Below are 20,719 nucleotides of genomic sequence, written 5' to 3'. Positions count from 1 at the left end.
ACAAACATAAGTAGAAACAAAAAGTTTCACAAATCGATATTCATTTCTGATTTATATTTTATTCTTCTTCTACAATTCCGTCGATGGCTTTTGCTAATTTAAAGTCCTTTTCGGTAACACCATCTGCATCATGAGTAGATAATGAGATGTTAACTACGTTGTATACATTAGACCAATCTGGGTGATGGTTTAGTGCTTCTGCCTCAAAAGCTATACGTGACATAGCTGAAAAAGCATCTTTAAAATTTTCGAATTCAAAAGAAGTATGGATTGCATTATCTTCATATTCCCATCCTTCCATCGCTTTTAATCGGCTCGTAATTTCTGTTTCGGTTAATTTCATAATTGTATTATTAGTTTAAATAGATCTTTGTAATATAATTAAAGTCCTAATTCTTTTCTTAAAACTTCATCCTTATTACTATTCTTACTCCAATAAGGAGATTTTATACTTTTTAGTTTTGTTGCTTTTGTAACTAGTTCTTTTGCATTAGCACCAAAACCACTTTTAAAAGTTTCTGTCCAGCTTTCTATCTCATAAGGGAAAGAAGCGGTAAAAGTGATACTTATGCTTCGATTTAGTTTGGGGTATTCTATAGTATATGTATTATAATTGGCATCTTTTTGCAAGGTAGCTTTCGCATCATATGCCTTAATTTCTTTATGTTTAAGTCTACAGTATTCTAAAGAAGGAATGATTTTTAAGTCTCCTTGTGGTAATTCATTTGGGTTAATTCGAATTTTAGTCCATAATTCATTTTCAAGAATGTCTTTGTTTAATTCAAAATTTTGATCCGCTTCTCCTTGAAAATAGGAGTGAGACGTAAGCTCATATTTTTCTCTGTTATTTAATTGAGCATATACGTGACCACACCATTCTTGCATAGAACTTGATATTTTTATAGCATGCTGATTATCAGTAACAGGATAAAAAGTACTTTGCATAATAGAATAAGGATATATTCCTGTATTGAATTTTTTAGTGGCATTTAATTTTAGGACAGGAATATTATCAGAGTTTTGGTAATCCGCTTTTACTTGTTCTTTAGCCAAAAAATCTTCAGTAACATATATTAGTACAGCTTTTCCTTCTCTCATTTCACCATATCTGGCTTGTTCCAATTTGTACGATGTTATTTCTGCATTTCCAGCATACCAGTATTTTTTAAACTCTTCAGAAAGTTCTTTTGTAGGTTTTGTAATTGTGGTTGTGTTTTCTGTACTGGTTTTTTCAGTACTTTTTATGTTTTCATCTGCTTTGATATTACTGCACGCAATAATTACCAAAACACCTAGTATCCCAAAAAGGAACAATGACTTTTTCATAATATAATTTTTAAGCAATGTAATTATCTAGAATACTTTTTTGGACAAATTTTATTTCAAAATAACATTGATGTGCCCTTATTATTCTTTCATATTAGTAAAACTAAATTACGATAATGCTATGATCTGGCAAGTTCTATTAACGTTTCATAAACAAGTTGTATGGGTAATCCCATTACATTGAAATAGCTGCCTTCTATATTCGTAATTCCGATATGTCCAATCCATTCTTGTATTCCATAAGCACCCGCTTTATCTAATGGAGAAAAAGTATCTACATAGTATGTTATTTCTTCACTACTTAGTTCTTTAAAAGTTACTTTGGTAGTTTGATTAATAACTTTGGTAGCTGTTGGTGTTTTAAAACATACTGAGGTAATTACTTCATGAGTTTTTCCTGATAAGGAAGCGATCATGTTTTTAGCATCTGCTAGGTTTTTAGGTTTTCCTAATGCGATATTCTGATGCCAAACAATCGTATCACTAGTTATTAGAATATCATTTTTTCTTAATTCTGTAAATTCTGCAGCTTTTAGTTTCGCTAAATAATCAGAGATTTCTTCCGCTTTAAGGTGATCAGGATATATTTCATTTACCTGTTTTAACTGAATTGTAAAATCCAGGTCTAAATCCTTAAAAAACTGTTGTCTTCTGGGAGACCCTGATGCCAGAATTAAGTTATAATCTTTTAATACTTTTTTTAGCATTTCTTATTTTAGAATAAATTGATAAAGTAATAGAGATAACGAAGCTAAGAATAGTACAATTTTTAATAGAAGACTTAAAGTTTTAAAATCTTTATTGCTTTCTGCTCCCCAACTTTTAAACATAAAATATAATAGCGGAGCAACGAGTAACCCTAGAACTATGATAACAGCAGTAGAATTATTGAATAAATATGTATATACATAATAAATGATCATACCTATTGGTAATATGGTCAAGCCTCCAATCAATTTTGCCGTACGATCTTTTCCTAAACTAATTGGTATTGTTGGTAAACCTGCATTGTGATCTCTATCAACATGCATACAGTCTTTTACAATTTCTCTAATAGTAACAATTATAAAAGCAAAAATGGAATAGTCTACAACAATTAAAAAAATAACCTTTTGTGAAGCTCTATTTTGCTCAGTAATGGCAGGAAGCAAGTCAAAAATAGTCACAGCTATCAATCCCAAAGCCATAAGAATACCAATAATAATATTTTTTAAAACTAATATTTCTTTTAGATAGGTCGTGTAAATATAAAATATACCTGATACCACTATAAACAAAGCAGCTAATTTGGGTATTCCAATGATATTAGATAAATAAAAACCAATACCAACTCCAATAACATTAAATACAATAAAAAGACGGTTTAAGACTTTTTCAGATACAATCGTCTCTGATTGTTCTTTATCCTGAATATATAACATAACATTTGCCGCGGCCACTAAAGAAATAGTGGAAATAATTAAAAGCGAAATTCCGAATGCATTTAGTGTTACGTCTATATCAAACGGTTCAAAAAGGCCATATTTAATAAATAATTGTGCTAAGGCTATAAGAATGAGATTATCAAATTTAATCAGCTTTAAATATGCTTGCATATGGGATTGGTTTGATTTGTTCGCAAATGTAGTAATTAATCTTTTTTGAGGAAGTATTAACTTAACTTCTTCAGGTCCTTATTTTATAGGGTTGTAAGGATTTATTAACGTTAATGGTCGGTTAACGATACTCAATTCCTCGTTTTGATAGATGGTATCTTATAAATTTGATCTCATCAACAATCAAAAAACAAATAGTAATGTTTAGAATCATCATCATTTTATTAGTAAGCTATAGTTCTATCGCGCAGACTAAATATCAAAAAGACTTTAATTATTATTGGAGTACAGTTGATAGATACTTCGCATATTTTGATACTCAGCAAATAGATTGGAACGAAGTAAGAAGGATTTATCAACCTTCTGTGGACACGATTCAAAATGGGGATGATTTTATTCGTTTATTAGAAATGACCAATAATGAGTTGTTTAATGGTCATATAGGTCTTAATACTAATTTGAATTCTTCTAGCAGAATGCTACCTACAGGTACAGATATTTGGGTTACCTACAAAAATAATAAATACACTATAGCAGCCATTAGAAAAGGTTTTCCTGCAGAAAAAGCAGGATTAGCAATAGGAATGGAGGTGACTGGGTATAATGGAATTACAATTTCAGAAGCTGTAAAAAAGTTTTTACCTAAAAGTGTTACTGTACATACTAATAAAATGTATGAATATGCAGCAAATCTTTTATTGGCCGGAACACATAATACTAAAAGAAGTATGAATGTTAATGGCTCATTAACATTCAATATAGAAAATGTAAAAAATAAGAATGCCACAGAATTGGTGGTTTCTAAAGTGATACGAGATAATATTGGTTATATCAAAATCAATAACTCCTTAGGAAATAACAATACTATAAAAGCTTTTGATGAAGTAATGAAGAACCTTCATAATACCAAAGGTATTGTTTTAGATCTTAGAGATACTCCTAGTGGAGGTAACACAACGGTTGCTAGAGCTATTATGGGATCTTTTATAAGTAAAGAAGCGCCTTATCAACAACACAATTTTATTTATGAAAAAAGATTATTTGATGTAGAAAGAAAAACAATCGAGCTGGTTTCTCCTAGAGGAAAAACGTACAAGAACCCTTTGGTAATTCTTTGTGGTCGATGGACCGGAAGTATGGGAGAAGGCATAACAATTGGATTTGACGGACTAAATAGAGCAGAAGTAGTTGGTACGGAGATGGGAGATTTATTAGGAGCTATTTATCAATATACACTACCAGAAACTAATATTGGGTTTCAATTTCCGGTAGAAAAGTTATTTCATATAAATGGGATTCCTAGAGAAGATTTTAAACCAAAACATTATATCTTAGATTCTCAAGATCAATTGCAAAAAGCTATTGATATCATCAATACATCTTTATAATGAAGAAAAAGATAAACATACTGATCACAACATCCGCCATGGCATTAATTGCATTATGTGCAATACAAGCATATTTGATACATAATACCTATCAATTAAAAAAAGATGTCTTTATCAAAGAAACTAAAAAAGCCATTAGTAATATAGATAATACTGTAGAGATGGATTCTTTGGCAGAAGCATGGTATGTTTACTTAAGTGAAAACCTAATAGAATATAAGAAGAATAATATCCAAAAGAAAGAAGCATTGAACAGGTTTAGACCTATAACAGATTCTCTAAATCATTTATTTGTAGATTATTATAAAAAGGAAATTGCAAATAGAAATTTAGAGTACGATTTGCAATACAAAAAGGATATCAAAAGTATTGTAATTTTTGATGGAGAAGAGATGGATTCTATTTTTTCGGCATCAAGTGGAGAAAATGTTTATTCTTTTGGAGAAAAGTTTCCTAAAGAAGATGAAGTAGTGATGAGTAAAGCCCGTTGGTTTACTGATATGGACTATGAAAATGAAATTAATAATGATATGATAAATGTTTCATTAGATATAGAAGTGAGAACAGTTGATTATATCAATATTATAGGGTGGAAGAAGATTGTATTTAAGCAGATGGCAACATTATTTATTTTCTCTATTCTTTTATTCCTTTTTGTAGTAAGCCTAATGTTTTATTCTATTAGAAACCTAATTCGTCAGAAAAAACTAGCGGATATAAAAACGGATTTCATTAATAATATCACTCACGAACTTAAGACTCCTATGGCTACTCTAGGTATTGCTACTAAGAGTTTAAAGAAAACTGAAATACAGAATTCTCCAGAGGCATTTTTTAATACGTTGGACATTTTAGATCGTCAAAATAGTAGGTTACAGAAGTTAGTAGATCAAGTGGTAACGAATAGTTTAGGATCCGAAGAAATAATACTTAACAAAGAAGAAATATTAGCAGATACTTATTTTAAGAATGTTTTAAAGGATTTTGAATTATCTGTTCAGGATATGGATGTTACCGTAAGTTCTAAGATCGAGTTTAGAGAAGTATATTTTAGTATTGATAAGTTTATGTTTACCACTGCATTACTTAATATTCTGGATAATGCAGTGAAATATGGTAAAGAAAAAGTGGATATAGTGTTTAGAACCTATCTTAAAGATGATGTGTATGAGATCTCAATCCATGATAATGGAATTGGAATTTCTGAAAAAGAGCAACGTAAAATTTTTGAAAAGTTTTATCGTGTTACAAAGGGAGATATTCATGATGTAAAAGGGTTAGGGCTAGGGCTTTTTTTTACTAATCAAATTGTAAAAGCGCATCAAGGTAATATCAAATTAGAAAGCAAGCAAGATTTAGGGACAACGTTCACAATAACAATACCGACAAAAATATAATTATGAAGCATATATTATTAGCAGAAGATGATTTTGATTTCGGAAGTATTTTAAAACAATATTTAGAGCTTCATGGATACAGTGTAGTTTGGGCCCAGGATGGGAAAGAGGCCTTACAAGTGTTCTCCGAAAAACAGTTTCATATATGTGTATTTGACGTAATGATGCCAAAAATGGATGGTTTTACATTGGCAGAAAAAGTAATAGAAATTAATCCAGAAGTTCCATTTGTTTTTCTAACAGCTAAAAAAATGAAGGAAGATAAAATACGTGGTTTAAAACTGGGAGCTGATGATTATATAGTTAAACCTTTTGAAGCTGATATTTTAGTTTTAAGACTTCAAAATATTTTAAAAAGATCTCAGAGAATTGAAACTATTCGCGAAGAAGTTATCACAATTGGTAATTATAAGTTTGAGGCAACTAATCACTGTCTAACACTACACGGAGAACGACAGAAACTTACAGAAAAAGAAACAGTTTTGATTCAATATTTATACGATCATAAAAACACCATGATCAAAAGAGAAAATTTATTAAAAGACGTTTGGGGTAATGATGACTTCTTTTCAGGTAGAAGTATGGATGTGTTTATTAGTAGGTTACGAAAATATTTTAAACAGGATAATAAAATAAAAATAGAGAGTGTAAGGGGAGTAGGGCTCACCTTTAATTTGGAATAATTAAAGCCCATCAATCATCAATCAAAAAAACGAATAATTATGAGAACAATAAGTATCTTTCTGTGTCTAGCGGTATCATACTGTGTTAGTGCGCAAACATCAGTAAGTGAGTTGAATAGAAAAATAGATTCCATCTATAAGACTAGTAAAATAGCTGGTTTTGGAGTTTCTATTATGACACCTGATCAAATATTATATCAAAATGGATTTGGTTATGCTGATATAGAAGCTAATAAAAAATATACTATAAATACAGTGCAAAATATTGGTTCTGTTTCTAAGACCTTCATAGGAATTGCTTTAATGAAAGCCATAGAACAAGGGAAGTTAAGTGTAGATACTCCCATTAACGATATTTTGCCATTTAAGATTCATCATCCCAAGTACCCAGAAATTTCAATTACTGTTGAGCATTTGGCTACGCATACATCTTCTATATTAGATACCGACGCCTATGAAAAGAGTTATGTTATAGAAAATGCAGTAGCACTCAATAAAGAAAGTTATACTAAAAAAGAACGTAAAGAATTGGAGTTAATGAGCTCTAATAAGACATATAGTCTAGAGAGTTTTCTTAAAAATCATTTAACTCCAGAAGGAGAATGGTATGAAAAAAGTAATTTTTTAAAACATCAACCGGGAGATAGGTATGAGTATTCCAATATTGCATCTGCATTATTAGCGTATATAATAGAAATAGCCACTGATATGTCATTTCCGGAGTATACGCAAAAACATATTTTGGATCCATTAGGTATGAATAATTCTGGTTGGTTGGATGAATCTATTTACCAAGGACATCGCGCTTCTACCTATACAGAATCGGGAAATATTATCCCTAAATATAAATTAATTACATATCCTGATGGAGGATTTAAAAGTAGTATCAAAGAATTATCTATGTATCTACAAGGTCTTATGAGAGGATATTACGGAGAAGATAATATACTTAAAGCTGCAGCATTTCAGCAAATGATGTCTGCTAAGTTAACCAAAGCGCAGTATAATACTAAAAAAGAATTAAAGGATAACTATGGATACTTTTGGGAAGTTTCTCCTTCTGGAAAAATGGGGCATAATGGCTCGGATCCAGGGATATTAACCTTGATGTATTTTAATAAAAAAGAAAAAGTAGGAGCTATTTTTTTTATGAATACTTCTTTAGAAGAAAGCAAGGAGATTATACGTTCCGTACAACAAATTTGGAATACAGTAAAAGAATTCAAAAAAGATTATATCAATACGTTAAGCATTGGTGAGTGACCAATAGCGTATAAGTAATACCGTCAATATTCATAACTACTGTGTAACATAAAAAGAATACATAAAATGTTCAAATCAAAATTTTGGAACCAACTTATAATCTTTGTAATTGCTATAATAACTATTTTAATAGCTAGGGAGTATTTTTCTAACCTACTGATTGAAAAAGGAATTAAATCATATCAGACACATACGTTTTTAAATATTGGATCAAATCTGCTTTTAATTCTAGTTTCGATAGTATTAATACAAAATAATGGAATTTCTGAAATCGCAGGAATAAAACGAACAAAACTAAAAAGATGGTATCTATTACTTTTTCCTCTTGTCTATTTAGTATTACTTAATGGATTATCGATAGATGAAATGGATAGAGAACCGCTAATTTCTAATATTCTTGTGTTTGCAATATATTCTTTGTCCATTGGTTTTGCAGAAGAATTAAGTCTTAGAGGTTTTTTACAGTCTTATTTAATCAAACACTTAGGTACTACAAAAAGGAATATAGTTTTATCCGTATTAATTTCTTCTTTATTTTTTGGATTACTGCATTTAATAAATTTTGACAATGGATTTTATGGAGAATTATCTCAAGTTATGTACGCAACATTTATCGGAGTGATGTTTGGAGTGCTATTAGTTATTACCAAAAGAATTTATCCTTTAATTATTATCCATGCTATTATTGATTTTGTTGGAGACTTTGATACAATTGGACTTAATATTAACAACACGACGAGTGAAAGCAGTTCATTAGAAAGTGCTGCTCTTATAGCTTTGTTGGTATCGCCTTGTTTATTATATGGAGTTTCACTTATAAGAAAATATCCACTACAAGATAATATAGAAGAATGAAAAATTAAGCATAACATATTAGAGTAAAAAAATCAATCATTAATCAAAAAACAAATATTATGAAAACACTAATTTTAATTATTGCCAGTTTTGTATTGGGTTTATTAACTACCAATGGGCAAACGACAGAAACGAGTTCATCAAAATCTTCTTCAGAATTTTCATTTACATATGACTCCGATGCAGAAAACAAAAAGTTCTATAGATCTTTTATTACGCTGGATATGGATGATAATTATAGAATAAAAATAAAATTTATGAAGTATATGGAGTCTAATGTAAAATCATATTTAATTGATCAGTTTGGAAAAGAAAATATGACCGAAAAAAATGATTCTTATGTATGGAGTAAAGGTTTAGAAGAAGAGGAGGTTTATCAAGTAAAGCTAAAAGGAAATAGGCTAAGAATAAATGTTAAAAAAGAACTGGCATCCGATAAGTTACTTAAAAGATTTACTCAGATAGGTAAAGAACTAAAAAAACTAACTTCAGAATCAGCTGGTAGTTAGAGAAATAAGTAGAAACATCAATTAATAATCATTAATCAAAAAACAAGTAGTATGAAAACAATCATTTTTATGTTGTGTGTAGCGCTGGCTATACCAACTTTAAACGCGCAGACAAGTTCTAATTCTAAAATTTCAGTTAATTATTCTAGTGATGACACTAGTGATAATGGGTATAAAATAAATATCTCTATTTCCAACACTGATGATGCTTACAGCTTAAAAGCAAGTTTTCCTTCACATAAAACAGAGAAAGTAAAAAAGTTTCTGAATGAACATTTAGAAGTAAAAATGTCTAAAAATTACAGTTCTTATATGTGGAATTATAACAATAAAGGAAGTGAAGGATATAGGGTAAAACTTAGAAAAGGTAAATTATCTGTTTTTTTGGATAAAGAAGCAATATCAATTGACCTGGTAGAAGATTTAATAGATGCATTTAGCGATCTAAGAGATTTAATTAAAGATAAATAAAAGAGAACATCTTAATGAAGAAAGTAATTATATGGATGATGTTTTTTATATACATCATTTCAATCAATGCTCAACAGGATCAAAAGAAGTTTCTTACCGCAAAACAAATATCAGATTTGTATGATATGATGATTTCTGAAATCGAATATGTTGATGCAGAATCGATAGAGGTAAGAAATAAAACAAAACAGGTTAATTGGGATCAATACAAGGCCTATCATAAAAAACAGTTTGGGAAAGCCGATGGTTATAAAAGTTTAAGAAAGAAATTTCTTGATTTCGGGAAAGGATTTACTAGTGGGCATTCTTATTTTAAGTTTAGCTATCCAATAGAAAAGCAAAAAAAGGATAAGTTAGAGAGTTCCATTAAAATTGGATTTACATATCCAGAAATGGTGTTTTTTGATATAGAGTCTAAAAAAACAATCTCAAAAATTAATGATGTATCTCTCAAAGATGTTTTTGAACATTTTGTAAACTATGAAACCAGAGCAAATGGAATAGGAACTTGTCAGTCTAGTTTTAAATATAGATTTGAGCACGGTGTGTTAAAAGTAAAAGGTGATCTTCCAAAGCAAATAACTTTTGAAGATGGCAGTCAAAAAGAAGTGACTTATACTATTGATAAGGATGCAGAATCCTCTTATGATCGTTATATGAAGAGGATTGATCTTAATGAATATCAAGATTGGCAATTAATAGAAAAAGGTTACAAAACAGCTTTACTTATTAGAGATAGTATAGCTTTAGTCAAAATTAAAAACTTTGCTTATAAGAATGGTGATAATGATTTAAGATGCACAACTGCCGTAGGTGATTCTACAGTATGTAGTGATATTGTAAAAATCAGAAATGGGTTAAAATCAGTTGAAAACGATATAAATTACGTGATTTTTGATGTCCAGAGTAATCCTGGTGGAAATGAAAATTCATCATTTCTTGCAGAGTTTTGTCCATCTGAATTTAAAGATTTAAGAGTACAGTATAAAAAAACAGCGATTCTAGAAGACAATGATCTTAGAACAGAATTATCATATGGTTTTCCGGGAGCAAATGGATGGTTTGAAGAAATTTCGGAAAATGGGATTTATGAAAAAACTAAAAATGGAAGTTTTTTACCACCAAGAGGAGACTTCTGTCGAGGTGGAAATAAGTGCGAGCTGGAATATATTGAACCTAATGAAACCGCTAAGCGGAAAGTAAAAAAAATAATAGTTTTAGTTAATGAAAGAACTGCAAGCTCAGCAGATGATTTTGTGTATAGAATGAAAGAATATAGTAATGCTACTATTGTGGGGCAACCACAATCCGCAGACCTAACATTTGCTCTGATTGGGATTGTTTTTTATGTAGACAACCAAGGTAATATAAAGAAAATGTACACAGGTAATAATCAAAGAAATTATGATGTTCCAGGAACAGAACTCTTTCAGTTTTCCATACCCTATTCTAGAACAGTGAATAAAAACGGAGAAATGCTTCAAGGGAATCCACTTAAACCTGATTTGTTAGTTAAAATAACTAAAGATAATTTTGAAAATCGAGAACGTATAGTGTTAAATAAAGCTATAGAAGAGTTCGTTACCAAAGATTAGAATTAAGTAATTTCAAAAACATAAAATGAGTCTTATCGATGATGATAAGGCTCATTTTTTAGAATAGTAAATCCTCTATATAACTGTTCTATAAAAAATAAGCGAATCATCTGATGCGAAAACGTCATTTTAGATAATGAAAGTTTACCATTGGCTCTATTATAAACTTCCGGACTAAAACCATATGGACCACCAATGACAAAAATCAATTGTTTAATACCACTATTCATATGTTTCTGTAAAAGTTGAGAAAAACCTACAGAGTCATATTGCTTTCCATTTTCATCTAATAGGATTAAAACATCAGAAGTAACCGTCTTGCTTAAGATGAGTTTTCCTTCTTTATCCTTTTGTTGTCCTTCACTAAGGTTTTTAGAGTTTTTTATATCAGGTAAAATTTCAAAAGTAAATTTAATATAAAACCCTAATCTTTTTGTGTATTCGGAGATAAGATCTTGTAGTTGTTTATGATCTGTTTTACCAATTGCAATTAATTTAATAGTCATAGATATAGTTTCTTTATTGACTTTGTACTTCCAACTTCGTACTTCCAACTTCTTTTCCTACTTTAGCAAAAATAACCATTCAATATGATTACAAAAGCTCAATTTGATACAGAAATTGAATTAATAATAGCCAATGCCATACGAGAGGATGTAGGTGATGGAGATCATAGCTCCTTAGCATGTATTCCGGATACAGCAACTGGTAAAGCTAAATTGTTAGTAAAGGATGAAGGAATATTAGCAGGTGTCGATTTTGCTAAGAAAGTATTTAATTATGTCGACCCTAAAATGGAAGTTGAGGTAAAAATAGAAGATGGATCCGAAGTTGAGTATGGAGATATAGCCTTTTATGTTTCAGGAAGTTCTCAGTCTATCCTTAAGGCAGAACGATTGGTTCTTAATGCTATGCAAAGAATGAGTGCTATAGCTACTAAAACACATCAGTTTGTACAGTTATTAGAAGGAACAGGAACCAAAATTCTGGATACTAGAAAAACAACACCAGGAATTAGAGCTTTAGAAAAATGGGCTGTAAAAATAGGTGGAGGAGAAAATCATAGATTTGCGCTGTATGATATGATCATGCTTAAAGATAATCATATCGATTTTGCTGGTGGAATTACAAAAGCAATAGAGAAGACAAAAAAATATTTAGCTGATACAAATAGGGATCTTAAAATAATTGTAGAAGCTCGAAATCTCGATGAGATTAAAGAGATTCTTAAAACCCCAGGAGTTTATAGAATTTTGATCGATAACTTTAATTATGATGATACCAGAAAAGCTGTAGAGCTTATTGGAGATACTTGCCTTACCGAATCTAGTGGTGGGATAAATGAAAAAACAGTTCGTAAATATGCTGAATGTGGCGTAAATTATATTAGTAGTGGAGCTTTAACCCATTCTGTTTATAATCTTGATTTGAGTTTGAAAGCGGTATAATATATGTCAAAAGCAGTTGAAGATAAACTAAATAAAATTCCGATTATTAATATTCTAGTTAAGATCGGTAAAAAAGTTATTCTTCCCGGTTTCGAAGGTCTTTCTGTGTATGATTTGGTAGAGATTTATGCTATTGGAATTGTAAAAGGAACGTTTTCTGCTAGAGCGAGTGCCATTTCGTGGAGTTTTTTTCTATCTCTTTTTCCTTTTTTACTTTTTCTTTTAAATCTAATACCAATTATCCAAATAGATGGTTTCCAAGAAAATTTCTTCGAATTTATAACGTCTGCATTACCTAATCAATCTAAATTATTCTTTGAAGAGATATACACTGATATTTCTGCTAATCCTAGAACAGGTTTGTTATCTACAGTTTTTATATTGTCATTGTTCTTAATGACTAATGGGATAAATGCTGTGTTTTCTGGGTTTGAATATTCGTATCACGTAACATTGAATAGAAATTTTGTAAAGCAGTATATAGTGGCTCTAGGGGTATCTTTGATCGTGGCATCATTGTTGCTTATTACCGTAATAGTAACACTATATTTTAGTTATTTGTTAGAAGATCTTAAGGAGATGGGAGTAATGGATAATACGGTTTTCTGGCTGCAATTTGGTAAATATGGATTGTTTGTCTTGATGATTTTTCTTGTAGTAGCGACGTTGTTTTATTTTGGAACAACAGAAGGAAAAATGAATAGATTCTTTTCTCCTGGAGCATTTATGACTACAGTATTGATCGTGGTAACAACCTATTTATTTGGAGTATATATAGATAATTTTTCTAACTATAATAAATTATACGGTTCAATAGGTGCTATGCTGATTCTAATGGTATATATATGGCTTAATGCTAATTTACTTCTGTTAGGTTTTGAATTAAATGCTTCACTTATTAAATTGAAGAAGAATTTTTAATATTTTAGCAACATACAAACATTTAATTTAACAAAAATGAAAAAACTAAGCTTATTATTTATTCTTTTAGCAATTGTAGGAACTAGTCAAGCTCAGGTTCAAGTTGGGGATGCTACGTTACCAAATACGGTAACTTTTAGCGGAGAAGATTTGACGATTAATGGAGCAGGTATGAGAGAGAAGTTCTTTTTTGATATCTATGCTGGAGGATTGTATCTAAAGAAAAAAAGTACAAGTGCTAGTGCGATTGCTGCTGCAGATGAAACAATGGCAATAAAATTGCATATATTATCTGGTATGATGTCTAGAAGCAAAATGGAATCTGCGCTTAGAGATGGTTTTAAAAAATCTACAAAAGGTAATACGACTTCTTTAGACAAAAGAATAAACACTTTTGTTGGATTTATTAAAGATGAAATAGAAGAGGGACAAATCTATGATATTGTATATGAGAAAGGTAAAGGAAGTGTAATTTATAAAGATGGAGTAGAGAAAGGGTATGTAGAAGGATTAGACTTTAAGAAAGCCTTATTTAACATATGGATTGGAAATAATCCTGCAGATAAAGGTTTAAAAAATGAAATGTTAGGTGCTTTTTAGGATAAAAAGTGTTATTTTAGCGTTGAAATACACAATTTAACGTTTTTTTTCTGTTTTTACTATGCGTGCATAATAAATTTTATTACTTTTGTGTAATAAGGAAAAATTTTAATACTAATACACCCCAGATAAAACTTTAACAAAGATGAAAAAAATTACTTTACTAATCGTAGCACTTATTTCTTTAACAACTGCTACGGCACAAATCAGAGTAGGTAAAGCTGTATTGCCTTACGAAGAAAACTTTGGTGAAACAGATCTTAAGTTAAATGGAGCTGGGATGCGAGAAATGTTATGGATTGACTTATACGCAGGCGGACTTTATTTACAGAAAAAGAGTAAAGACCCAAGAGCTATCTTAGATGCAAATGAAACAATGGCTATAAAATTAAATATAGTATCTGGTTTTGTAACTCAGAAGAAAATGATTAAAGCGGTTCAAGACGGTTTTAAGAAAGCAACTTTTGGTAATACAAAAGCGTTAGATGAAAGAATCAATAAGTTTATTAAATTTTTTAATGAGCCTATTGTTAAAAATGATATTTTTGATATCGTATATATAAAAGATAAAGGAGTACAGGCTTTTAAGAATGGAAAAGAGCTTGGGGTGATAGAAGGAAGAGACTTTAAATATGCTTTATTCAAGATATGGTTAGGTGATGAACCGGCTAGTGAAGGAATTAAGAATGGAATGTTAGGACTTCAGTAGTCTACTATTTTATAAAATTATTAAAAAGCTATCTGAATTTCAGATAGCTTTTTTTGTTTTAGCATCATATTCTCTATATTGAACACTTAAGTTTAAAACAGTTAATTACAATGAATATCTCTAAAGTTCTTATTATAACATTATTACTTCTAACCGGCTTAGTGAATGCTCAAAATGAAATAGTTGGTAAATGGAAGACTATCGACGATAATACAGGTGAACCAAGGTCGATAGTAGAAATTTATAAAAAAGGAAATAAATTGTTTGGAAGAATCGATCGAATTTTAAAAGAATCGGATCGTAAGCAATTATGTAAAGAGTGTGAAGGAGATGACTATAATCAGCCAATAGAAGGAATGGTTATTATCAAAGATTTACAAAAGGATGGTGATGAATATGAAGATGGTACTATAATGGATCCAGAAAATGGAAAAGTATATAGATGTAAAATCTGGATTGAAGAAAATGATCCTAATACGCTGAATGTTAGAGGGTATATTGCTTTCTTATTTAGAACTCAAAAATGGGTTAAAGCATAACCATTTTTAAATCTAAAATTTTATTTAAAGAAAATTTTAACATTTTTTATTGTTAGTTTTTAGAAAAATACAGAACTAAGTCTTTGTAATAATTAAAAACTAAATCATGAAAAAAATAATTACCCTATCTATCTTATTAGTCGTTACGACTATTACTACTGCTCAAATAAGAGTAGGAGATGCAGTAATACCTTATAAAGTAAATTTTGAAGGAGAAGAGCTTACACTAAATGGAGCTGGTGTTAGAAAAGTATTAGGAGTAGAAACATATTCTGGAGGATTGTATACGGTTAATAAGTATACGGATGATAGAAAAGTTTTGGATGCAGATGAAAGTATGTCTATTAGATTAGTTATCAATTCTAAAAAAGTAACTAATAAGAGAATGAAGAAAGTATTTAAAAAAGGCTTTGATGACGCTATGTTTGGTAATACACAGAGCTTAGATGCTAGAATTGATCAGTTTTTAGAATTGTTTGGAAGTACAACTCAGATTAATGATTTCTTTGATTTAGTTTATATCAAAGGAAAAGGAATAAGAACTTTTAAGAATGGAGAAGAAGTTGGATATATAGAGGGAAGGGATTTTAAATATGCTTTATTTAAAATATGGTTAGGAGATGAACCAGCTTGCAAACTTATAAAAGGAGGAATGCTTGGACAAAATGGATAAATAAGATTTACCCCAAAATAAGCAAAAGGCTGATCAATTGATCAGCCTTTTGTTGTATATAATAAGGGTAAAAATGTATTTTTGTTTGAATCAAAAGTATCGATGACGTATTTTATAGATGTAATCCTACCTATTCCTCTTAATAAGGAGTTTACTTATAGTGTTAACGAAAATGAAGCACATTTTTTAAAGCCAGGAATGAGAGTTGCTGTGCAATTTGGTAAGAGTAAAGTCTATGCTGCTTTAGTTACCAATATACATCAAAAGGCTCCAGAAGTATACGAGGCAAAGGAAATTGAACATATTTTAGATGAAGCTCCAATTGTAACAATAAATCAGCTAGAGCTTTGGTCATGGATCTCTCAGTATTATATGTGTTCAAAAGGAGAGGTGATGAGAGCAGCTCTACCGAGTGCTTTTTTATTAGAAAGTGAAACAATTATTCTTAGAAACGATAACAGTTCGATTGACGAAAGCGGATTGAAGGATGATGAATTCTTGTTGTATGAAGCTTTACAGCATCAAAGTTTACTTCGAATACAAGAAGTAATGGATATAATTGGGAAAAAAAACGTTCTACCTTTAATTAAAAGATTATTAGAAAAAGAGGTTATTAACGTACAGGAAGAGATTTATGAGCAATATAAGCCTAAGCTTGTAAGATATGTTAGACTAGTATCCGAATATACAAAAGAGGAAGGTTTACAATCTTTATTGGATTCATTAACTCGTGCTCCAAAACAACGGGATGTATTAATGCATCTATTTATGTTACAAGCTAAAAGTGATAAACCTATTAAAGTAAGTGAACTTGTAAAAGTATCTGGAAGTAACACATCAGTTATTAAGTCGTTAATTAATAAAGAGATATTAGAAGAATATCATAAGCAAACAGATAGGGTTCAATATGAATCGGATGCAGTAGCTGTTACTAAAGAATTAAATACATATCAAGAACAAGCATTAACGGATATTAAAGAACATTTTTTAGAAAAAGATGTTTGCTTGTTTCATGGGGTTACATCTTCTGGAAAAACAGAAGTTTATGTGAAATTGATAGAAGAGCAGTTGCAAAAGGGAAAACAAGTTCTGTATTTATTACCCGAAATAGCATTAACGACCCAATTAATAAGTAGATTGCAAGAATACTTCGGAGAAAAATTAACGGTATACCATTCAAAATATTCTGTAAATGAAAGGGTAGAAGCTTGGAACTATGTAAAAGATTCAAAACCTAAAGCTCAGATTGTTATAGGAGCGCGATCTTCAATCTTCTTGCCATTTACTAATCTAGGTTTGATTATAATAGATGAAGAACACGAGAGCTCATTTAAACAGTATGATCCAGCACCAAGATATCATGCTAGAGATACTGCAGTAGTGTTGTCTAATATGTTTAAAGCCAAAGTAGTTTTAGGTTCTGCAACTCCAGCTTTAGAATCGTATTATAATGCAGAACAAGGTAAATATGGTTTAGTGGAGTTGACAAGACGTTATGGGAATGTTTTAATGCCAGATATTAACCTTGTAGATTTAAAAACAAAATATAAGAGAAAAGAAATGACGGGGCATTTTAGTGACACTTTGTTACTTGCTATTCAAGATGCACTTAAAGAAAAAGAACAAGTCATTTTATTTCAAAATAGAAGAGGATATTCTCCTGTGGTAGAATGTAATACCTGTGGTCATTCTCCGCAATGCCCTAATTGTGATGTAAGTTTAACATACCATAATTATAGAAATCAATTGCGATGTCATTATTGTGGATATCATATAGCAATGTTACAAAAATGCCTTGCGTGTGATAGTCATGAATTAACAACAAAAGGTTTTGGTACAGAGCAGATTGAAAATGAGCTTAAAGAGTTGTTTCCAGAAAATAGTATTGGCAGAATGGATCAAGATACAACGAGAGGTAAACATGGGTATGAGAAGATTATAAATAAGTTTGAAGATGGAGAGATTGATATTTTGGTGGGGACACAAATGCTTACTAAAGGATTAGATTTTAGGAATGTAACATTGGTAGGTATTATGAATGCAGATAATCTCCTTAATTTCCCTGATTTTAGAGCTCATGAAAGAAGTTTTCAATTAATGCAGCAAGTTGCAGGGAGAGCGGGGAGAACAAGTAAGAGAGGAAAAGTATTAATTCAAACTTATAATCCATTTCATCAAATCCTTCAGCAGGTATCTATTAATGATTATTCAGGGATGTATAAAGATCAGATAGAAGAACGCTATCAATATAAATACCCGCCTTTCTACAGAATTATTAAGATTACTGGGCGGCATAAAGATTATAATAAAGTAAACGAGGCTACTTTGTGGTTAGCGAAATCTCTTGCCATGACTTTTAAAGAAAATGTTTTAGGACCAGAATTTCCTCCAATCTCTAGAATCCGAAATCAATACAATAAGAATATTTTAATAAAAATACCTCACGGACAATCTTTAAAAAAGACGAAAGATTTTATAAATAAGGTACAGAATTCTTTTAAGAGTATAAAAGAGTTTTCTGGTGTTAGGATTATAATTAATGTAGATAATTATTAATTATAGGGTCATCTTATATCCGTTAATCAATATAATGTCAAAAATACAAAGTCCCACTTATAAGAAAAATGGGACTTTTTATTTTGTTTGTTATTAGTAGAATTATTATCCGCTTAAAGCTTCTATCAAAGAATGTTTCTTATGTCTACTAAGAGGTATTTTTTCGTCGGCAATTTCTATATTACGACTGTTATATCGTTCTACCTTATCTAGGTTTACAATATATGATTTATGTATTCTTAAAAAACGATCACTAGGAAGTTCTGCTTCAAAGGATTTCATAGTAGCTAATACTACTATCGGATCTCCATCTTCCATAATTAATTTTACATAATCACCTAAAGCTTCAACATATTTTAATTGACTTAAAAATATTTTACGCTTTTTTAGATTACTTTTCACAAAGATATAGTCATCGTCTTCAATAGATGCTTGTTCAGAATTTAAACGTGACATACTAAGCGCTTTTTCTACAGCAGCATTAAATCGATCTTTTTTAAGAGGTTTTCTTAAATAATCAATTGCATCGTAATCAAAGGCTTTAAATGCATATTTCGTTTTTCCAGTAACAAAAATGATATGAGGTTTATTTTCTAGATCGTCCAAAAGGTAAAAACCAGTAAGGATTGGCATTTCAATATCTAAAAATAATAAGTCAACCGGAGTATCTAATAATCCGTTCTTTGTCTCAATAGCATTGTTCCATTCTGCCACTAATTCTAGCGAAGAATGTTCATCTATTAATTTAACAATAGCCAGTCTTTGTAGACGTGAATCGTCTACTACCGCACATTTTAATTGAGATTGTTCCACTTGCATAGGTTAATATTCTATACAATATTAATGAATATATATTATTTCCACAAACATTTTACGCTTTTTATCGATAAAAGATGTGTTTCGTCGAAGTGTTTTTTAGTTTGAAAATCAAAAAAATAATGTTACTTTTGCAGCCAATTTTAATTAAAAATAGATTTTTTATGAATCATTATGAAACTGTTTTCATCTTGAATCCCGTTTTATCTGAAGAACAGATAAAGGAAACAGTTAAGAAATACGAAGACATTCTTGTTTCTAACGGTGCCAAGATGATATCCAAAGAAGACTGGGGGCTTAAGAAGCTTGCTTATGCGATCCAGCACAAGAAAAGTGGTTTTTATCACTTATTTGAGTACACTGTACCAGGAGAGGCTATCAACACAGTAGAGGTTGAGTTCAGAAGAGACGAAAGAGTAATGCGTTACCTTACTGTTCGTTTAGATAAGCATGCAATTGCTTGGGCTGAGAAAAGAAGAAATAGAAACAAACAAAAAGCTTAATTATGTCATCTATAGAACAACAAGCTAAAGGAAAAAAAGATGGAGAGATTAGATATCTTACTCCGTTAAATATAGATACTTCAAAAACTAAGAAGTACTGTCGTTTCAAAAAGTCAGGTATTAAGTATATTGATTACAAGGATCCTGATTTCTTAATGGCATTTGTAAATGAGCAAGGTAAATTATTGCCTCGTCGTCTTACTGGAACTTCTCTAAAATATCAACGTAAAGTGAGTGTTGCTGTAAAAAGAGCAAGACACTTAGCATTAATGCCATACGTTGGTGATTTATTAAAATAAAATTCGTCATAACATTATGGAACTTATATTAAAGAAAGACGTTGAGAATCTAGGATTCGCAGACGATGTAGTAGAAGTGAAGAACGGTTATGGACGTAACTTTCTAATCCCTGGAGGTTTTGCTGTATTAGCAACTCCATCTGCTAAAAAAGTATTAGAAGAAACGTTAAAACAACGTGCTTTTAAAGAAAAGAAAGAAATCGAAGATGCTGAGAAAATAGCTAAGAAAATAGCTGGATTCGAAATCAAGATTGCTGCTAAGGTAGGATCTGGTGATAAGTTATTCGGTTCTGTTTCTAATGCAGATGTTTCTGAAGCATTAGGAAAAGAAGGTGTTGAACTAGAGAAAAAGTTTATCACTGTTCCTGGAGGAACTATTAAGCGTTTAGGTCAATATGAAGCTTCTGTTCGTTTACATAGAGCTGTAATTACACCGGTTGCTTTTGAAATAGTTGCGCAAGCAAAATAATTTGATTTTTTAAACCGGTTGATAACTGGTTTATAATAATATAGAAAACCGCTCATTTGAGCGGTTTTTTTTGTTTAATTTATATTTAGTTCACACAAAAAAAC

At 30.5% G+C, this 20,719-nt stretch carries 24 protein-coding genes; 18 read left to right on the top strand and 6 right to left on the bottom strand.

The genetic code is table 11. The features are described 5' to 3' along the window. Positions 1 to 58: 58 nt before the first annotated feature. From D1815_RS07185 to D1815_RS07170, 4 genes are all read right to left on the bottom strand, one after another. Entirely contained in the window at positions 59 to 346 is a 288-nt protein-coding gene (locus D1815_RS07185; protein WP_027391097.1) for a 4a-hydroxytetrahydrobiopterin dehydratase, read from the bottom strand. A 35-nt stretch (positions 347 to 381) separates the two neighbouring features. Further along, entirely contained in the window at positions 382 to 1,326 is a 945-nt protein-coding gene (locus D1815_RS07180; RefSeq protein WP_027391098.1) for a hypothetical protein, read from the bottom strand. A gap of 119 nt (positions 1,327 to 1,445) precedes the next feature. Then, entirely contained in the window at positions 1,446 to 2,033 is a 588-nt protein-coding gene (locus D1815_RS07175) for a Maf-like protein (RefSeq protein ID WP_118386473.1), read from the bottom strand. A gap of 3 nt (positions 2,034 to 2,036) precedes the next feature. Next, positions 2,037 to 2,921 carry a geranylgeranylglycerol-phosphate geranylgeranyltransferase gene (locus D1815_RS07170; protein WP_118386472.1) on the bottom strand — a complete coding sequence of 295 codons (885 nt, stop codon included), beginning with the start codon at positions 2,919 to 2,921 and terminating at the stop codon, positions 2,037 to 2,039. A gap of 200 nt (positions 2,922 to 3,121) precedes the next feature. Between D1815_RS07170 and D1815_RS07165 the strand changes: the two genes are divergently transcribed. The 8 genes from D1815_RS07165 to D1815_RS07130 all read left to right on the top strand — a co-directional run bounded on the left by D1815_RS07165 (position 3,122) and on the right by D1815_RS07130 (position 11,082). After that, positions 3,122 to 4,309, top strand: a complete 1,188-nt coding sequence (locus D1815_RS07165) for a S41 family peptidase (protein WP_118386471.1) — start codon at positions 3,122 to 3,124, stop codon at positions 4,307 to 4,309. Further along, the gene (locus D1815_RS07160; protein WP_118386470.1) at positions 4,309 to 5,706 is read left to right on the top strand and encodes a sensor histidine kinase KdpD; all 1,398 of its coding nucleotides are present in this window, start codon (positions 4,309 to 4,311) and stop codon (positions 5,704 to 5,706) included. Before D1815_RS07165 ends, D1815_RS07160 begins: the two co-directional genes overlap by 1 nt. Positions 5,707 to 5,708: 2 nt before the next feature. After that, positions 5,709 to 6,389 (top strand): response regulator transcription factor, encoded by a 681-nt coding sequence (locus D1815_RS07155; protein ID WP_118386469.1) that lies wholly within the window; start codon positions 5,709 to 5,711, stop codon positions 6,387 to 6,389. 39 nt (positions 6,390 to 6,428) lie between these two features. Continuing rightward, positions 6,429 to 7,652, top strand: coding sequence for a serine hydrolase (locus tag D1815_RS07150; RefSeq protein WP_118386468.1), 1,224 nt, complete (start codon positions 6,429 to 6,431; stop codon positions 7,650 to 7,652). A gap of 66 nt (positions 7,653 to 7,718) precedes the next feature. Next, complete coding sequence (locus D1815_RS07145) at positions 7,719 to 8,507, top strand: CPBP family intramembrane glutamic endopeptidase (protein WP_118386467.1); 789 nt, start codon at positions 7,719 to 7,721, stop codon at positions 8,505 to 8,507. 59 nt (positions 8,508 to 8,566) lie between these two features. Beyond that, entirely contained in the window at positions 8,567 to 9,016 is a 450-nt protein-coding gene (locus D1815_RS07140) for a hypothetical protein (protein ID WP_118386466.1), read from the top strand. Between the two features lie 51 nt (positions 9,017 to 9,067). Continuing rightward, on the top strand, positions 9,068 to 9,487 hold the full coding sequence (locus D1815_RS07135; protein WP_027391107.1) for a hypothetical protein: 420 nt from the start codon (positions 9,068 to 9,070) through the stop codon (positions 9,485 to 9,487). 14 nt (positions 9,488 to 9,501) lie between these two features. Then, entirely contained in the window at positions 9,502 to 11,082 is a 1,581-nt protein-coding gene (locus tag D1815_RS07130; RefSeq protein WP_118386465.1) for a S41 family peptidase, read from the top strand. A 32-nt stretch (positions 11,083 to 11,114) separates the two neighbouring features. On the opposite strand, the gene rlmH is transcribed toward D1815_RS07130, so the two are convergent. Continuing rightward, the gene (gene rlmH / locus D1815_RS07125) at positions 11,115 to 11,588 is read right to left on the bottom strand and encodes a 23S rRNA (pseudouridine(1915)-N(3))-methyltransferase RlmH (protein ID WP_118386464.1); all 474 of its coding nucleotides are present in this window, start codon (positions 11,586 to 11,588) and stop codon (positions 11,115 to 11,117) included. 84 nt (positions 11,589 to 11,672) lie between these two features. Between rlmH and nadC the strand changes: the two genes are divergently transcribed. The 7 genes from nadC to priA all read left to right on the top strand — a co-directional run bounded on the left by nadC (position 11,673) and on the right by priA (position 18,528). After that, positions 11,673 to 12,530 carry a carboxylating nicotinate-nucleotide diphosphorylase gene (nadC, locus tag D1815_RS07120; RefSeq protein WP_118386463.1) on the top strand — a complete coding sequence of 286 codons (858 nt, stop codon included), beginning with the start codon at positions 11,673 to 11,675 and terminating at the stop codon, positions 12,528 to 12,530. Positions 12,531 to 12,533: 3 nt separating this feature from the next. After that, positions 12,534 to 13,451, top strand: a complete 918-nt coding sequence (locus tag D1815_RS07115; RefSeq protein ID WP_118386462.1) for a YihY/virulence factor BrkB family protein — start codon at positions 12,534 to 12,536, stop codon at positions 13,449 to 13,451. Positions 13,452 to 13,487: 36 nt separating this feature from the next. After that, a complete protein-coding gene (locus D1815_RS07110; protein WP_027391112.1) occupies positions 13,488 to 14,051 on the top strand; it encodes a chalcone isomerase family protein in 564 nt (187 codons plus the stop codon). Positions 14,052 to 14,196: 145 nt separating this feature from the next. After that, positions 14,197 to 14,760 carry a chalcone isomerase family protein gene (locus D1815_RS07105; protein WP_027391113.1) on the top strand — a complete coding sequence of 188 codons (564 nt, stop codon included), beginning with the start codon at positions 14,197 to 14,199 and terminating at the stop codon, positions 14,758 to 14,760. Positions 14,761 to 14,870: 110 nt separating this feature from the next. Then, the gene (locus D1815_RS07100) at positions 14,871 to 15,299 is read left to right on the top strand and encodes a DUF2147 domain-containing protein (RefSeq protein ID WP_118386461.1); all 429 of its coding nucleotides are present in this window, start codon (positions 14,871 to 14,873) and stop codon (positions 15,297 to 15,299) included. A gap of 106 nt (positions 15,300 to 15,405) precedes the next feature. Next, positions 15,406 to 15,972: a chalcone isomerase family protein gene (locus D1815_RS07095; RefSeq protein ID WP_118386460.1), complete on the top strand. Its 567-nt coding sequence runs from the start codon at positions 15,406 to 15,408 to the stop codon at positions 15,970 to 15,972. Positions 15,973 to 16,074: 102 nt separating this feature from the next. After that, positions 16,075 to 18,528, top strand: a complete 2,454-nt coding sequence (gene priA, locus D1815_RS07090; RefSeq protein WP_118386459.1) for a primosomal protein N' — start codon at positions 16,075 to 16,077, stop codon at positions 18,526 to 18,528. A 105-nt stretch (positions 18,529 to 18,633) separates the two neighbouring features. Here the strand turns inward: priA and D1815_RS07085 are convergent, their stop codons facing one another. Then, positions 18,634 to 19,347: a LytTR family DNA-binding domain-containing protein gene (locus D1815_RS07085; RefSeq protein WP_118386458.1), complete on the bottom strand. Its 714-nt coding sequence runs from the start codon at positions 19,345 to 19,347 to the stop codon at positions 18,634 to 18,636. A gap of 161 nt (positions 19,348 to 19,508) precedes the next feature. Here D1815_RS07085 and rpsF point away from each other — a divergent pair, with 161 nt between their 5' ends. From rpsF to rplI, 3 genes are read left to right on the top strand one after another with little or no spacing between them, the layout of a single operon-like run. Continuing rightward, a complete protein-coding gene (rpsF, locus tag D1815_RS07080; RefSeq protein WP_027391118.1) occupies positions 19,509 to 19,847 on the top strand; it encodes a 30S ribosomal protein S6 in 339 nt (112 codons plus the stop codon). Further along, a complete protein-coding gene (gene rpsR, locus D1815_RS07075) occupies positions 19,847 to 20,146 on the top strand; it encodes a 30S ribosomal protein S18 (protein WP_174412104.1) in 300 nt (99 codons plus the stop codon). Before rpsF ends, rpsR begins: the two co-directional genes overlap by 1 nt. 16 nt (positions 20,147 to 20,162) lie before the next feature. Continuing rightward, the gene (gene rplI / locus D1815_RS07070) at positions 20,163 to 20,615 is read left to right on the top strand and encodes a 50S ribosomal protein L9 (RefSeq protein ID WP_027391119.1); all 453 of its coding nucleotides are present in this window, start codon (positions 20,163 to 20,165) and stop codon (positions 20,613 to 20,615) included. The last annotated feature ends 104 nt before the right edge of the window (positions 20,616 to 20,719 follow it).

Origin of the sequence: Aquimarina sp. AD1 (genome assembly GCF_003443695.1) — a bacterium.
In the GTDB taxonomy this organism is placed as follows: Bacteria; Bacteroidota; Bacteroidia; order Flavobacteriales; family Flavobacteriaceae; genus Aquimarina; species Aquimarina latercula.
Note: the sequence above shows the minus strand (reverse complement) of the source record. Positions and strands in the feature narration are given on the sequence as shown.